Here is a 15,185-nt window from a genome sequence, read left to right as displayed (position 1 = left end):
ACGGCAGTATTTCAGTCATGGGGATAGTCGCCGGGCTGGACAGTTCGCCCGAATTTACGCGCATAGTCGTTTGTGACGCCGATACCGGGGCCGTGCTGCGGCAGGGGTATGCCCCGCACCCGCTGGAGGCACCGGAAGGCGGCGGCCGGCCGTCCGACGTGGATCCCCAGGCGTGGCTGCTCTCACTCGGCGAGGCCGCCGGCGGGGGGCTGCTGGAAGGCGTGCAGGCCATCGGGGTCTCCGCGCAGCAGAACACCGTGGTGCCGCTGGACGCGCAGGGCAACACCGTGCGTCCTGCCCTGGTCGGCGGGGACAAGCGGGCGCAGGTCGCGGCCGCGGATCTCGTCGACCGGCTCGGCTCGCGCGAGGCGTGGGCCGAGGCCGTGGGGAGCGTGCCGCAGGCGGCGCTGCCGGTGACCAAGCTGCGCTGGCTCGCGCGCAGCGAGCCGGAGAACGCGGAGCAGGTGGCCGCCCTGATGCAGGCGCACGACTGGCTGGTGTGGCAGCTCCTCGGCCGGCCCGCGCGCCGGACCACCGACCGCGGCGGGGCCTCCAGCACCGGGTACTGGTCGACGGCGAGTTCCGCGTGGCGGCCCGATCTGGTGGAGCTGGCGCTCGGGCACCAGGTGGCGCTGCCGGAGGTGATCGGCCCCGGCGAGGCGGCCGGGCGGACCCCGGAGGGCCTGGTCATCTCGGCCGGGACCGGGGAGACGATGGCCGCCGCGTTCGGGCTCGGCGTGCAGGCGGGGGACGCCGTGGTCTCGCTCGGGGCCTCGGGTTCCGTGATGGCCGTGCACCATGAGGCGCTCGTGGACTCCAGCGGTTCCATCACCGCGCTCGCCGACGCGACCGGGATGCACCTGCCCGTGGTCCATACGTCGAACGCCGTACGGGCGCTGCGGGGCACGGTCGACATGCTGGGGCTCGGCGGAGGCCTGGAGGAGCTGTCCGAGCTGGCCATGAAGTCGACGCCGGGCGCCCACGGACTCGTACTCCTGCCCTACTTGGAGGGTGAGAAGACGCCGAATCTGCCGCACACCGCGGGGACGCTGAGCGGGTTGCGAAGAGAGTCCATGAAGCCCGAGCACCTGGCGCGGGCGGCCTTCGAGGGCATGCTGTGCGGGCTCGCCGACGCCATGGACGTGCTGCGTGGCCGGGGCGTGGAGATCCGGCGGGTGTTCCTGCTGGGCGCCGCCTCCGAGCTGCATGCGGTACAGAGCGTGGCGCCGGCCCTGTTCGGGGCGCAGGTCGTGGTGCCGCAGGCCGCGGACTACGCGGCGATCGGCGCGGCGCGACAGGCCGCTTGGGCGCTGAACGGGCAGCTGCCGCAGTGGCAGGGCGCGGCCGCGCAGGTCTTCGAGGCGGGCGACGAGCTGCCGGTGGGCCAGGCGATTCGGCAGCAGTACCGGGCCGTTCGGGACCAGATCCACCCCGGCGCGTTCTCCTGAGCCCCCAATTTTTGGGCGCTCTTGGTTAATTCGGTTGAGGTAACGCGGGTGGAGTGTTCGACGATAGGGGTCCATGCGTCGCCGTTCCGACGACGGCGCGGATCGATCCCCCTCCCCGAACACCGCTCCTCCCACTACCGCCGACCACCGAGAGACCGAGCGTGCTCATAAGACTTCTGCGGACCCATCTCGGCCCGTACAAGAAACCCATCGGGCTGCTGTTGCTGCTTCAGTTCCTGCAGACCTGCGCCTCGCTGTATCTGCCCACCCTGAACGCCGACATCATTGACAACGGTGTCGTGAACGGCGACACCGGCTACATCCTGGAGTTCGGCGCCCTGATGCTGGGCGTCACCGTCGTCCAGGTCGTCTGCAACACCGGCGCCGTCTACTTCGGCGCGCGGACCGCCGCCGCGGTCGGCCGGGACCTGCGGGCGGGGATCTTCGACCGCGTGCAGTCCTTCTCGGCCCGCGAGGTCGGCCAGTTCGGCGCCCCCTCGCTGATCACCCGGACCACGAACGACGTGCAGCAGGTCCAGATGCTGGCCCTGATGACGTTCACGCTGGTGGCCTCGGCGCCGATCATGTGTGTCGGCGGCGTCGTCATGGCCCTCGGCCTGGACGTGCCGCTGTCGGGCGTGCTGCTCGCCGTGCTGCCCGTGATGGCGATCGTGCTGTCGCTGATCATCCGTAAGATGCGGCCGCTGTTCCGGTCCATGCAGGACAAGCTGGACACGGTGAACCGGGTGCTGCGCGAGCAGATCACCGGCAACCGCGTCATCCGCGCCTTCGTCCGCGACGACTTCGAGAAGGGCCGGTTCGGAGCCGCGAACCAGGACCTGACCGATGTGTCGGTCGCCACCGGCCGGATCATGGCGCTGATGTTCCCGTTCGTGATGACGATCGTGAACGTCGCGTCGATCGCGGTCGTCTGGTTCGGCGCCCACCGCATCGACAGCGGCGGCATGCAGATCGGGGACCTGACCGCGTTCCTCGCGTATCTGATGCAGATCGTGATGAGCGTGATGATGGCCACGTTCATGTTCATGATGATGCCGCGCGCCGAGGTGTGCGCCGAGCGCATCCAGGAAGTGCTCGGCACCGATTCGAGTGTCGTCCCGCCGCGGCCCGAGGCGTCGGTGCGTGAACTGCGCCGCCACGGCCATCTGGAGCTGAGGGGCGCCGACTTCGGCTACCCGGGCGCCGAGGAGCCCGTCCTGCGCGGCATCGACATCGTGGCCCGCCCCGGCGAGACCACGGCGATCATCGGTTCGACCGGCAGCGGCAAGTCGACGCTGCTGGGCCTCGTACCGCGGCTGTACGACACCACGGGCGGCACGGTCCACGTGGACGGCGAGGACGTCCGCGAGATCGATCCGGCGCTGATGGCGAAGACGGTCGGGCTCGTGCCGCAGAAGCCGTACCTGTTCTCCGGCACCATCGCCACGAACCTTCGCTACGGCAATCCGGACGCCACCGACGAGGAGCTGTGGCACGCGCTGGAAGTGGCCCAGGCCAAGGGCTTCGTCGGCGAGCTGGAAAACGGGCTCGACGCGCCCATCACGCAGGGCGGCACCAACGTATCCGGTGGTCAGCGCCAGCGCCTCGCCATCGCGCGCACGCTCGTGCAGCGGCCGGAGATCTACCTCTTCGACGACTCGTTCTCCGCGCTCGACTACGCGACCGACGCCGCGCTGCGCCGGGCGCTCGGCGAGGAGACGGCCGAGGCGACGGTGGTGATCGTGGCCCAGCGGGTCGCGACGATCCGCGACGCCGACACGATCATCGTGCTCGACGAGGGCCGTGTCGTCGGCACCGGACGCCATCACGAGCTGATGGCCGACAACGAGACATACCGGGAGATCGTTCTCTCCCAGCTGACGGAAGCGGAGGCCGCCTGATGAGTGGGCCCATGGGGCGGGTCGCGGCCGGTGCGCCCGGTTCGCGTTCGATGGACTTCAAGGGGTCCGGCAAGCGGCTCCTGAAGCGGCTCACCGCGCACCGCGCCGCGGTGGCCGGGGTGCTCGTCTCCGTCGTGATCAGCGTCGGGCTCTCGGTGGTCGGGCCGAAGATCCTCGGTCGCGCCACCGACCTGCTGTTCGGCGGGGTCATCGGCGGGCAGATGCCGGCCGGGCAGACCAAGGAGCAGGTCATCGAGGGCCTGCGCGCCAAGGGTGACGGCGGCACGGCCGACATGCTCGGCAGCGTCGACTTCACTCCGGGCCAGGGCGTCGACTTCGGCGCGATCGGCGAGGTGCTGCTGCTCGGGCTCGCCGTGTTCGCGGTCGCCGGACTGACGATGCTGGTCGGCACCCGGCTCGCCAACCGGACGATCAACCTGGCCGTGGGGCAGCTCCGCGCCGAGCTCCAGGACAAGCTGTCGCGGCTGCCGCTGTCGTACTACGACAAGCAGAAGCGCGGCGAGGTGCTGAGCCGGGCGACCAACGACATGGACAACCTCGGGCAGACGCTTCAGCAGACGATGGGGCAGATGCTCAACTCGCTGCTGACCGTCATCGGTGTGCTCGCGATGATGTTCTGGATCTCCTGGCTGCTCGCGCTGGTCGCGCTGGTGACGGTGCCGCTGTCGGTGTTCGTCGCGGCGAAGGTCGGCAAGCGGTCGCAGCCGCAGTTCGTGCAGCAGTGGCGGGCGACCGGCGCGCTGAACGCGCACATCGAGGAGATGTACACCGGCCACAACCTGGTGAAGGTGTTCGGGCGGCAGAAGGAGTCGGCGGACCTGTTCGCCGAGCAGAACGACGCCCTGTACGACGCGTCGTTCAAGGCGCAGTTCAACAGCGGCATCATGCAGCCGCTGATGTTCTTCATCTCGAACCTGAACTACGTACTCGTGGCTGTGGTCGGCGGTCTGCGGGTGGCCTCCGGCTCCCTGTCGATCGGCGACGTCCAGGCCTTCATCCAGTACTCGCGCCAGTTCTCGATGCCGCTGACGCAGGTCGCGTCGATGGCGAACCTGGTGCAGTCGGGTGTCGCCACGGCCGAGCGGGTCTTCGAACTGCTCGACGCGGACGAGCAGTCGGCGGAGCCGGTCCCCGGCGAGAAGCCCGATCACCTGCGTGGGCACGTCGAGTTCGAGCACGTGGCCTTCCGCTACGAGAAGGACAAGCCGCTCATCGAGGACCTGTCGCTGACGGCGGACCCCGGTCACACGGTGGCGATCGTCGGCCCCACGGGCGCGGGCAAGACCACCCTCGTCAATCTGCTCCTGCGGTTCTACGAGGTCACGGGCGGGCGCATCACGCTCGACGGCGTCGACATCGCGAAGATGTCGCGGGACGAACTGCGCGCCGGGATCGGCATGGTGCTCCAGGACACCTGGCTGTTCGGCGGGACCATCGCGGAGAACATCGCGTACGGGGCTCCGAAGGAGGTCACCCGCGAGGAGATCGAGGAGGCGGCGAGGGCCGCGCACGCCGACCGGTTCATCCGGACGCTGCCCGACGGCTACGACACCGTGCTCGACGACGAGGGCACCGGCGTCAGCGCCGGTGAGAAGCAGCTGATCACCATCGCGCGGGCGTTCCTGTCCGACCCGGTGATCCTCGTGCTCGACGAGGCGACCTCCTCCGTCGACACCCGGACCGAGGTGCTGATCCAGAAGGCGATGGCGCGGTTGGCCTCCGGCCGTACGTCGTTCGTGATCGCGCATCGGCTGTCGACGATCCGTGATGCGGACACGATTCTCGTGATGGAGGACGGGGCGATCGTGGAGCAGGGGTCTCACGACGCGCTGGTCGCCGCGGGTGGGGCGTATCAGCGGTTGTACGAGGCGCAGTTCGCGCAGGCGGTCGCCGAGGTCGACTGATTCTGTTGCCCCGTCGGGGTTGGGGTCGCGGGGCTCTGCCCCGGGCCCCGCGCCTCAATCGCCGGCGGGGCTTGATCTAGTCCAGGTAACCCCGCAGCTGATCCGCGAACGCGTGGTCGCGGAGCTTGTTGAGGGTTTTCGACTCGATCTGGCGGATGCGCTCGCGCGTGACGCCGAAGATGCGGCCGATCTCCTCCAGCGTGCGGGGGCGGCCGTCAGCGAGCCCGTAGCGGAGCTGGACGACCTTGCGCTCGCGCTCGCCGAGCGTGGAGAGCACCGCCTCCAGGTGCTCGCGCAGGAGGAGGAAGGCCGCCGATTCCACGGGACTCGTCGCGTCGCCGTCCTCGATGAGGTCGCCGAGCGCCACATCGTCCTCCTCGCCGACGGGGGCGTGCAGGGACACCGGCTCCTGGGCGAGGCGCAGCACTTCGCTGACCCGCTCGTGCGGCAGGTCGAGGTGGGCGGCGACCTCCTCGGGGGTCGGCTCGTAGCCGCGCTCCTGCAGCATGCGGCGCTGCACGCGGACGACCCGGTTGATCAGCTCGACGACGTGGACCGGGACCCGGATGGTGCGCGCCTGGTCGGCGAGGGCGCGGCTCATGGCCTGGCGGATCCACCAGGTCGCGTACGTCGAGAACTTGTAGCCGCGGGCGTAGTCGAACTTCTCGACCGCCCGGATCAGGCCGAGATTGCCCTCCTGGACCAGGTCGAGCATGGTCAGCCCGCGGCCCACGTAACGCTTGGCGACGGAGACGACCAGGCGCAGGTTCGCCTCGATGAGGCGACGCTTGGCCATTCGGCCCATGACCACCAACTTGTCGAGGTCGAGGGCGAGTTGGGAGTCGAGGTCGGGGGCGTGGGCGAGCTTCTCCTCGGCGAACAGGCCTGCCTCGACGCGCCGCGCGAGATCCACTTCCTCGGCCGCGGTGAGCAGCGGGATCCGGCCGATCTCGCGCAGATACTGGCGGAACAGGTCGGAGGACGGGCTGGCGCTCTCGGTACGGGCGCGGCGCACCGGTTCGGGCGGGTCCACGGACTCCTGCGGGCCGGCCGGTTCCTCCGGCTCGGCCTCGGGATGGTGCGCGACGCGGCTCTGCGCGGGCACCGAGGCCAGTACGTCGCCCTGCGGCACGGCACCTTTGGGCGCGGCTTCGGGGTCGGCGAGGGCCTGCGCTGTGCTGTCGCTCTGGGTGAGGGTCTGGGTCTGCACGGGGGCGACCTCCAAAGTGATCGCATCTGAGGCGTGCGGCAGGTGGGCGGGAACGACGGCCTCGCCGCTGTCCGTCCCGTACGCGATGAGCGGAACCGCGGGGGTGTCGGACCCGTTGTCCGGGCTCCGGCCGCGCTCCGAGGACTCAGGCACCGCACCCAGTGTGGAGTACGACACAGTGCCGCCACGAGGGGCGTGCGTTGACTTTTTGAGTCCGGTGCGTGACCGCGCGGTTACCGTGTTGGACGGTTACCCGCCTTCCCCCGGTCCGAACGGGGGCAAACGGCGCGACCTTTCCAGCCCCGCCGGCGATTGAGGCGCGGGGGCCGGGGCGGAGCCCCGAGGCGTGGGAGCGGGTGGGCGCAGCCGCACAGGGAGCTACAGCGCTTCCGCTCCCCATTCACGGAGCGCCTGGCCGTACTGCTGAAGCACCCACAACTCGCCCTGCACCGCTGCCAGTCGGTGCGGGTCGTCGCCCGCGCCGAGGCGGGTGAGCGTGCCTTGTACGTCGCGGATGCGGCGGTCGACCGCGCGCTTGCGCACGGTCACCAGCTGCTCTCCCGCGTACGCCTCGTCGACGGTCTTGCGGCGGATGGCCTCGACGGCCAGCTCGGTCACCATCGCCCGCACCGCGTCGTCGGGCGCCGCCTCGCGCACCGCGACCAGGTACTGCTGCGGGTCGTGGACGCCCTGCTCGGCGCCGCCCGCGTCCATGACGGCCTGGCGGACCGCTGCGTACGGGTCGGCCGTGAACTCGTCGACGCCGTACGCGTCGAAGGCCGGGGAGACCAACTGCGGGTGCTGAAGGGCGAGTTTGAGCAGTTCGCGTTCGGTCGTGAACACGGGGTTGCGCAAGGTGAGCGCCGGTCCGCCGAAGGGGCGGGCGGAAGCGGTGGCGGGGGCGGCCTGCGGGCCGCCGCGCCCGGACGCGGGCGCGGGCCCACGGCCACCGCGCTCGCGGGCCCAGCGGGCGAGCTGCCCGACCCGCTTGACCACGAACTGGGTGTCCAGGATGCCGAGCATGCCGGCGAGCTGGACCGCGACCTCGTGCTGCGAGGCGCTGTTCTTGATGCGGGCGACGACCGGCGCCGCCTCGTCGAGCGCGGAGGCGCGGCCCGCCGGGGTCTCCAGGTCGTAGCGGCTCACGATCTGGCGGAGCGCGAACTCGAAGAGCGGTGTGCGGGGTTCGACCAGGTCGGCGACCGCCTCGTCGCCCTTGGCGAGGCGCAGGTCGCACGGGTCCATATTGTCCGGGGCGATCGCGATGTACGTCTCCGCGGCGAACTTCTGGTCGTCCTCGAAGGCGCGCAGGGCGGCCTTCTGGCCCGCCGCGTCGCCGTCGAAGGTGAAGATCACGCGGGCCGAGCCGTTGTCCATGAGGAGTCGGCGGAGGATCTTGATGTGGTCGCCGCCGAAGGCCGTGCCGCACGTGGCGATGGCGGTGGTGACGCCCGCCAGGTGGCAGGCCATCACGTCCGTGTACCCCTCGACGACGACGGCGCGGGAGGACTTGGCGATGTCCTTCTTCGCGAGGTCGATGCCGTACAGGACCTGGGACTTCCGGTAGATCGGCGTCTCCGGCGTGTTCAGGTACTTCGGTCCGTTGTCGTCCTCGCGCAGGCGGCGGGCGCCGAAGCCGACGACCTCGCCGCCGATGTCGCGGATCGGCCACATCAGGCGGCCGCGGAACCGGTCGATGGGGCCGCGGCGGCCTTCCTGGGAGAGGCCGGAGAGCAGGATCTCCTTGTCGCTGAAGCCCTTGCCGCGCAGGAAGCGCGTGAGGTGGTCCCAGCCCGCCGGGCTGTAGCCGACGCCGAAGTGCTGGGCCGCGGCCTGGTCGAAGCCGCGCTCCGCGAGGAACTTGCGGCCGATCTCGGCTTCCGGTGACTCCAGCTGGTCGACGTAGAACTGCGCGGCGACCTTGTGCGCCTCGACCAGGCGGATGCGCTCGCCGCGCTGGTGGGTGGGGTTGTACCCGCCCTCCTCGTAGCGCAGCGTGATGCCCGCCTGACCGGCGAGGCGCTCCACCACCTCGGAGAAGGAGAGGTGGTCGACCTTCATCACGAAGGTGATGGTGTCGCCGCCCTCCTGGCAGCCGAAGCAGTGGAACAGGCCCTTACTGGGGCTGACCTGGAAGGACGGTGACTTCTCGTCGTGGAACGGGCAGAGGCCCTTGAGGTTTCCGCCGCCCGCGTTGCGCAGTTGCAGGTACTCGGACACCACGGCGTCGATCGGGACCGCGTCCCGAACCGCCTTCACGTCCTCGTCATTGATCCTGCCTGCCACGCGGCAAGTCTACGGTGCACATCTGACACTCCCGCGCCCCGCGGGTTCTTCCGGCCGGGGGTCTGGGGGTTGCCCCCCAGAAGACACAGCACGGGTCGCCACTGACACTTCTGTCATTGCTCCAGAAGATCACCGAGCGGGACCGACGGGTCGGACAACCGCTCGACCCCGGGCCTGGCGCCGGACCTGATCAGCCGCTGGATCTGCTCCGTGACGTCCCACACATTCACGTTCATCCCCGCGAGGACCTGTCCGTCCTTCAGCCAGAACGCGATGAACTCGCGCTTGCCCGCGTCCCCGCGCAGCACCACCTGGTCGTACGACCCCGGGGGCGCCCAGCCCGAGTACTCCAGGCCCAGGTCGTACTGGTCGGAGAAGAAGTACGGCACGCGGTCGTAACTGACGTCCTTGCCGAGCATGGCGCGGGCGGCGGCCGGTCCGCCGTTCAGCGCGTTCGCCCAGTGCTCGACGCGCAGCCGGTCGTCGAAGAGCGGGTGCTGGACCGCCGCCACGTCGCCCGCCGCGTAGATGTCGGGGTCGGAGGTGCGCAGCGTCGCGTCCACGGCGATGCCGCCGCCGTGCGCCCGGTCGGCGAGGTCGAGGCCCGCGGCCTCGGCGAGCGCGGTGCGCGGGGCGGCGCCGATCGCGGCCAGCACGTCGTGCGCCGGGTGCTCCTCGCCGTCGTCGGTGAGGGCGGCGAGGACCATGCCGTCCTGTCCTGTGATCTCGGTGAGCCGGGCGCCGAAGTGGAAGCGGACGCCGTGGTCGCCGTGCAGCTCGGCGAAGATCTGGCCGAGTTCGGGGCCGAGCACGGAGTGCAGCGGTGTGGCCTCGGGTTCGACGATGGTGACCTCGGCGCCGTACTCACGGGCGGCCGCCGCGACCTCCAGGCCGATCCAGCCCGCGCCGGCGATCACCAGGTGCCCGTTGTCCCTGCCGAGCGAGGCCAGCACGTTCTTCAGGCGCTCGGCGTGCGCCAGGCGGCGCAGGTGGTGGACGCCCGCGAGGTGCGTGCCGGGAACGTCGAGTCGGCGCGGCTCCGCGCCGGTGGCGAGCAGCAGCTTGTCGTAGCGCAGGACGGTGCCCTCGCCGAGCTGCACCGTCTTCTCCGCGCGGTCGATCGTGGTGACCGTCTGGCCGAGGTGCAGCTCGATGTCGTTGCTCGCGTACCAAGCCGGTTCGTGGACGAAGACGCTGTCGCGCTCCTCCTTGCCCTGGAGGTAGCCCTTCGACAAGGGCGGTCGTTCGTACGGGTGGTCTCGTTCGTCACCGATGAGGATCACCCGGCCGGTGAAGCCCTCCGAGCGAAGTGTCTCGGCGGTCTTGGCTCCGGCGAGCCCTCCCCCGACGATGACGAACGTCTGGTCCGCGTCGACCACTTGATGCCTCCTCATTGCCATGCCGTCATATGCGAGCGTCCCGCACGCAGCGTAATGCGGGAAGGGGGCGTGGCCCGATCAGGGCATCTTTTCGTCACGCCCAGTGGTCGCGTCCCCTTCCCGATGATGCCCGCCGACGGTAAGCCGCGCGTGCAGGGAACGGGCCGAGGGGTCGGTCAGCGAGGCGATCTGGTCGACGATCACCCGCTTCTTCGCGCGGTCGTCGGGCGCGGCGTCGAACAGGGCGCGGAACTGCGGGTCCAGGCCGTCGGGCGCGCGGGAGGTCAGCGCCTGCGCCAACTCGGCGACCACGATGCGCTGGTCGGCCCGGAGCCGCTCCTGCTGGGGGCGCTGCATCACGTACCGGTCGGCGACCGCCTTGAGCACCGCGCACTCGTACCGGGCGGCGCGCGGCACCACCAGCTCCGCGGCGTAGCGTGTCAAACGGCCCGTGCCGTGTCTCGCGCGTGTCGCGCCCTCGGCGGCGAGGCAGAAGCGGCCGATCAACTGGCTGGTCGCGTCCTTGAGCCGGGCCTGGGCGACCGCCGTGCCGTCGTAGCCGTGCGGCCACCACTCCTGGTCGAGGAGGCGGTCGAGGGCGGCGGAGAGCTCGGCGGGATCCGTGCCCTCGGGTACGTAGCGTCCGACGGCGACCGCGAAGATGTCGGCGCGCTCGGGCTCGGCGTGCAGCATGTTCGGGTCCAAGTGCCCCGCGTGCAGGCCGTCTTCGAGGTCGTGCACGGAGTACGCCACGTCGTCCGACCAGTCCATGACCTGCGCCTCGAAGCAGGTGCGGCGGCCGGGTGCCGTCTTTCTGATCCAGTCGAAGACCGGCCGGTCGTCCTCGTAGACCCCGAATTTCAGGGACTCGGGGTCACTGGGGTGCTCGCCGCGCGGCCACGGGTACTTCGTCGCGGCGTCCAGCGCGGCCCGCGTCAGGTTGAGTCCCACGCTGGTCAGCTCGCCGGAACTCTCGCTGCGCGCGAAGCGCTTGGGCTCGATGCGGGTGAGCAGGCGCAGCGATTGGGCGTTCCCCTCGAAGCCGCCGCAGTCCTGCGCCACCTCGTTGAGCGCCTGCTCGCCGTTGTGCCCGAAGGGCGGGTGGCCCATGTCGTGCGACAGGCAGGCCGTCTCGACGAGGTCGGGGTCGCAGCCGAGCGCGGCGCCCAACTCCCGCCCCACTTGGGCGCATTCGAGGGAGTGCGTGAGCCGCGTGCGCGGGCTCGCGTCCCAGTGATGGCCGAGGGTGCCGGGTGTGACGACCTGGGTCTTGCCCGCGAGGCGGCGCAGTGCCGACGAGTGCAGCACTCTGGCCCGGTCGCGCTGGAACGCCGTGCGCCCCGGGCGCTTGTCGGGCTCGGGGGCCCAGCGCTCGACCGCCGCCTCGTCGTATGTGTCGCTGCCTTCCATGTCCTGACAGTAAGGGCACGTACTGACAACCGGGGCCTACGACGGCTCAGACGGACGCGGTCCTGGCCACCGTGGCGTGCGCGGCCGTGGCCGGGGCCCGGTCGTAGCGGTGCAGGACGAGGCGGGCCAGGGCCGGGTGGGTGCCGAGCGGGGCGGCGGCGATGCCGGGCGCGGCCGCGGCGGCCTCCGTGGCGAAGCGGCCGGGGGCGGTGAAGTACGAGGCGACGGCGATCCGGTCGCGGCCGCGTGCGGCGAGGGTCCGGGCGGCCGTGGCGACGTCGGGGCCGGTGCCGGAGGCGTATCCGGGGACGACGGGGACGCCGAGGCGGCGGGCGAGGAGCGCGGCCGTGCGGCAGACGTCGTCGGCGGCGTGCGGATCGCGGGATCCGGCGGCGGCGAGGACGACTCCGCCGCGGCGGCGGTCCCTGTCGGTGGGCCGCTCGGGCCGGCCGGCCTCGACGAGCCGGTCGTGCAGGGCCTCGACGAGCAGCGGGTGCGGGCCGAGGGGGTCCGCGACGCGGGTGCGCAGGTGTTCGGCGGCGTCGGCGGCGCGCGGCAGGTCGTGCGTGACGTGGTGGCCGCGGGAGAGGAGCAGCGGCACGAGGACGGCGCGGCCCGCGGGCAGGTCGGCGAGGGTGTCGTCCAGCAGCGGCTCGTTGAGCTCGATGTGGCCGAGACGGACGGTGAGTCCGGGGCGCCGCTCACGTATCCGCTCGACGAGTTCGGTGACGGTGGTCAGGGCCCGTGGGTCGCGGCTGCCGTGCGCCACGAGCACCAGGGCGGGCGGCTGCCGGTGCCCGCGCAGTGGGGACACGTGGCTGAGTCTGCTGCCGAGCTGGTCGCTGATCATGCTGAGGAGTCCCGCCGTGCCGACTGTGTGATCCAGGTAGGTCGTGCCGTGGTCCATGGGGCCGTACGACTCGTCCGTCATGGACAGATCGTGCCGGTCCGGGGTTGCCGGGCTGTTGCGGGGCGGTGACGGGTGGTTGCCGGTCGTTCACCTGGCGGACGGGGGTGCGGTGAGCGGTCACCGTGGCGGGCCCCTCGTCACTGATGCGCTCCGGCGGGTGGGCAGAATCAAGCCCCGCCGGCGATTGAGTCGCGGGGTCCGGGGCGGAGCCCCGAGGGCGTAACGCCGGTTCGGCAGGCCCGGCCCCGGCGAGGCGCACCGGCTCGACGCGGCGGCCGAGCTGTACCGCACGGCGGCGCGCGGTGGCACTGTGCGAGGCCGCGGGAGACGCTCGGTGCGCCGGGCGCTCGGTGAGACCTCACGCCGTCCATAGGGCGGCCGGGAGGTGCCCGTACCGGGTACGTAACCGGGCACGAGCCGACCGGCAACACACCCGATGCACCCTCAAGGGCATGCTCAACACCACGGCGACGCCCACCCACTGCCCGTACTGCGCCCTGCAGTGCGGCATGAACGTGCTACCGGGGCCCGCGGTCGAGGGCCGCGCGGAGTTCCCGGTCAACCAGGGCGCGCTGTGCGGCAAGGGGCAGAGCGCCGCGGCCGTGCTCTCCTCCCAGGTTCGGCTCACGGAACCGCTGGTCCGCAGCCCCGCCACCGGCCGGCTCACGCCCGCCACCTGGGAGGAGGCCCTCGACAGGGTCGCGGACGGTCTCGCACGCGCGCGTGCCGGGCACGGAGCGGACGCGTGCGGTGTGTTCGGCGGTGGCGGACTGACGAACGAGAAGGCGTACGCGCTGGGCAAGTTCGCCCGCGTCGTGCTCGGCACGTCGCAGATCGACTACAACGGCCGGTTCTGCATGTCGTCGGCGGCGGCCGCCGGGCAGAAGGCCTTCGGCCTTGACCGCGGGCTGCCATTCCCCCTGGAGGACATTCCGCGCACCGGGTGCCTGATCCTGGTCGGCTCGAACCTCGCCGAGACCATGCCGCCCGCGCTGCGCTACCTCTCCGAACTCAAGGCCAACGGCGGCACGTTGATCGTGATAGACCCCCGCCGCACCCGCACCGCGGACCAGGCGGACCTGCACCTGGCACCCCGCCCCGGCACGGACCTGGCGCTCGCGCTCGGGATGCTGCACCTGGTGGTGGCGGACGGCCGGGTCGACGAGGAGTACGTACAGGGCCGTACGCGGGGCTGGGAGGAGGCCCGGTCGGCGGTGATGGCGCACTGGCCGGAGCACGTGGAGCGGGTCACGGGTGTGCCGGTGCCCCAACTGCGCGAGGCGGTCGGCCTGTTCACGGCGGCCGAGCGGGCGATGATCCTCACCGCACGCGGGCCCGAGCAGCAGTCCAAGGGCACGGACACGGTGGGCGCGTGGATCAACCTGGCGCTCGCGACGGGGCGGCCGGGTCGCCCGTTCTCCGGTTACGGGTGTCTGACCGGCCAGGGCAACGGTCAGGGCGGTCGCGAACACGGCCAGAAGGCGGACCAGTTGCCCGGCTACCGCAAGCTCACGGATCCGGCGGCGCGGGCGCATGTGGCGGAGGTCTGGGGCGTGGAACCGGAGGCGCTGCCCGGTCCGGGGCGGTCGGCGTACGAGCTGCTGGACGCGCTGGGCGGTGACATCCGGGCGCTGTTGCTCATGGGTTCGAACCCGGTGGTCTCCGCTCCGCGGGCGGCGCATGTCGAGTCCCGGATCCGCTCGCTGGACTTCCTGGCCGTCGCCGATGTCGTCCTCTCCGAGACCGCGGAACTGGCCGACGTGGTCCTGCCGGTGGCGCAGTGGGCCGAGGAGACCGGCACGGTGACGAACCTGGAGGGGCGGGTGCTGCTGCGGCGGCGCGCACTGACACCCCCTTCGGGGGTGCGTACGGATCTGTACGTGCTGCGGGAGCTCGCGGCCCGGCTCGCGCCCGACCTGGAGAAGGGGTTTCCGACGGACGCGCGGGAGGTGTTCGACGAGTTGCGGCGGGCGTCCGCGGGCGGGCCCGCGGACTACTCCGGGATCAGTTACGACAGGTTGGCCGAGGGGAAGGCGGAGGGTGTCTTCTGGCCGTGCCCCGCGGACGCGTCCGGTATGGACACGCCCGGTACGCCGCGGCTCTTTCTCGAACGGTTCGCCACGGAGGACGGGCGGGCGCGGTTCGTGCCTGTGGCGCATCGGCCCTCGGCGGAGGAGCCGGATGCGGAGTATCCGCTGTATCTGACGACGGGGCGGGTCGTGGCCCAGTACCAGTCGGGGGCCCAGACGCGGCGCGTGCCGGAGCTCAACAAGGCGGCTCCCGGGGTGTTCGTGGAGCTGCATCCGCGGCTGGCGGGGCGGCTTGGGATCGCGCAGGGCGACGCGGTCGCGGTGACGTCGCGCCGAGGCCGGGCCGAGGCCCCGGCCCGCGTCACCTCGACGATCCGCCCGGACACACTCTTCATGCCGTTCCACTGGCCGGGGGCGGGACGGGCCAACACGCTGACCAACCCGGCGCTCGATCCCACGTCACGAATGCCGGAATTCAAGGTGTGCGCGGCGCGGGTGGAACGGGTGGGCGGTTCAAGCCCCGCCGGCGTTTGAGGCGCGGGGTCCGGGGCGGAGCCCCGAGGCGTAGGTGGGGACGGCGGCCGCTCTCCCTTCACAGGTCCGACACCGCGGACCCCTGGACTCCATTTGTCATGGACCCCTAAAACTGAATCAGCGTCAGGAAGCCGCCGCTCATCTCACCGTCC

At 71.4% G+C, this 15,185-nt stretch carries 9 protein-coding genes; 4 read left to right on the top strand and 5 right to left on the bottom strand.

What is annotated here, in order from left to right; all coding sequences use genetic code 11:
* Nucleotides 1-17 precede the first annotated feature (17 nt).
* The 3 genes from ACFYWS_RS20305 (at nucleotide 18) to ACFYWS_RS20295 (ending at nucleotide 5,274) form a co-directional block, all read left to right on the top strand.
* Entirely contained in the window at nucleotides 18-1,448 is a 1,431-nt protein-coding gene (locus ACFYWS_RS20305) for an FGGY-family carbohydrate kinase (protein WP_389278204.1), read from the top strand.
* 161 nt (nucleotides 1,449-1,609) lie between these two features.
* Nucleotides 1,610-3,349, top strand: a complete 1,740-nt coding sequence (locus tag ACFYWS_RS20300) for an ABC transporter ATP-binding protein (RefSeq protein WP_389278201.1) — start codon at nucleotides 1,610-1,612, stop codon at nucleotides 3,347-3,349.
* Nucleotides 3,349-5,274: an ABC transporter ATP-binding protein gene (locus tag ACFYWS_RS20295; protein ID WP_389278197.1), complete on the top strand. Its 1,926-nt coding sequence runs from the start codon at nucleotides 3,349-3,351 to the stop codon at nucleotides 5,272-5,274. Before ACFYWS_RS20300 ends, ACFYWS_RS20295 begins: the two co-directional genes overlap by 1 nt.
* Before the next feature lie 76 nt (nucleotides 5,275-5,350).
* Here the strand turns inward: ACFYWS_RS20295 and ACFYWS_RS20290 are convergent, their stop codons facing one another.
* The 5 genes from ACFYWS_RS20290 to ACFYWS_RS20270 all read right to left on the bottom strand — a co-directional run bounded on the left by ACFYWS_RS20290 (nucleotide 5,351) and on the right by ACFYWS_RS20270 (nucleotide 12,466).
* On the bottom strand, nucleotides 5,351-6,637 hold the full coding sequence (locus tag ACFYWS_RS20290) for an RNA polymerase sigma factor (protein WP_389278194.1): 1,287 nt from the start codon (nucleotides 6,635-6,637) through the stop codon (nucleotides 5,351-5,353).
* A gap of 225 nt (nucleotides 6,638-6,862) precedes the next feature.
* On the bottom strand, nucleotides 6,863-8,770 hold the full coding sequence (gene dnaG, locus ACFYWS_RS20285) for a DNA primase (RefSeq protein WP_389278191.1): 1,908 nt from the start codon (nucleotides 8,768-8,770) through the stop codon (nucleotides 6,863-6,865).
* Between the two features lie 113 nt (nucleotides 8,771-8,883).
* Complete coding sequence (locus tag ACFYWS_RS20280; RefSeq protein ID WP_389278189.1) at nucleotides 8,884-10,149, bottom strand: NAD(P)/FAD-dependent oxidoreductase; 1,266 nt, start codon at nucleotides 10,147-10,149, stop codon at nucleotides 8,884-8,886.
* Nucleotides 10,150-10,227: 78 nt separating this feature from the next.
* Nucleotides 10,228-11,559, bottom strand: a complete 1,332-nt coding sequence (locus ACFYWS_RS20275) for a deoxyguanosinetriphosphate triphosphohydrolase (protein WP_389278186.1) — start codon at nucleotides 11,557-11,559, stop codon at nucleotides 10,228-10,230.
* Nucleotides 11,560-11,605: 46 nt separating this feature from the next.
* The gene (locus ACFYWS_RS20270) at nucleotides 11,606-12,466 is read right to left on the bottom strand and encodes a sirohydrochlorin chelatase (RefSeq protein ID WP_389278850.1); all 861 of its coding nucleotides are present in this window, start codon (nucleotides 12,464-12,466) and stop codon (nucleotides 11,606-11,608) included.
* 455 nt (nucleotides 12,467-12,921) lie between these two features.
* On the opposite strand from ACFYWS_RS20270, the gene ACFYWS_RS20265 reads away from it, so the two are divergent.
* Nucleotides 12,922-15,033 carry a molybdopterin oxidoreductase family protein gene (locus tag ACFYWS_RS20265; protein WP_389278183.1) on the top strand — a complete coding sequence of 704 codons (2,112 nt, stop codon included), beginning with the start codon at nucleotides 12,922-12,924 and terminating at the stop codon, nucleotides 15,031-15,033.
* Nucleotides 15,034-15,185 lie beyond the last annotated feature (152 nt).

The sequence above is a fragment of the Streptomyces sp. NPDC002795 genome (assembly GCF_042888725.1).
Lineage (GTDB): Bacteria > Actinomycetota > Actinomycetes > Streptomycetales > Streptomycetaceae > Streptomyces.
This window is presented reverse-complemented; position numbering and strand designations above follow the sequence as displayed.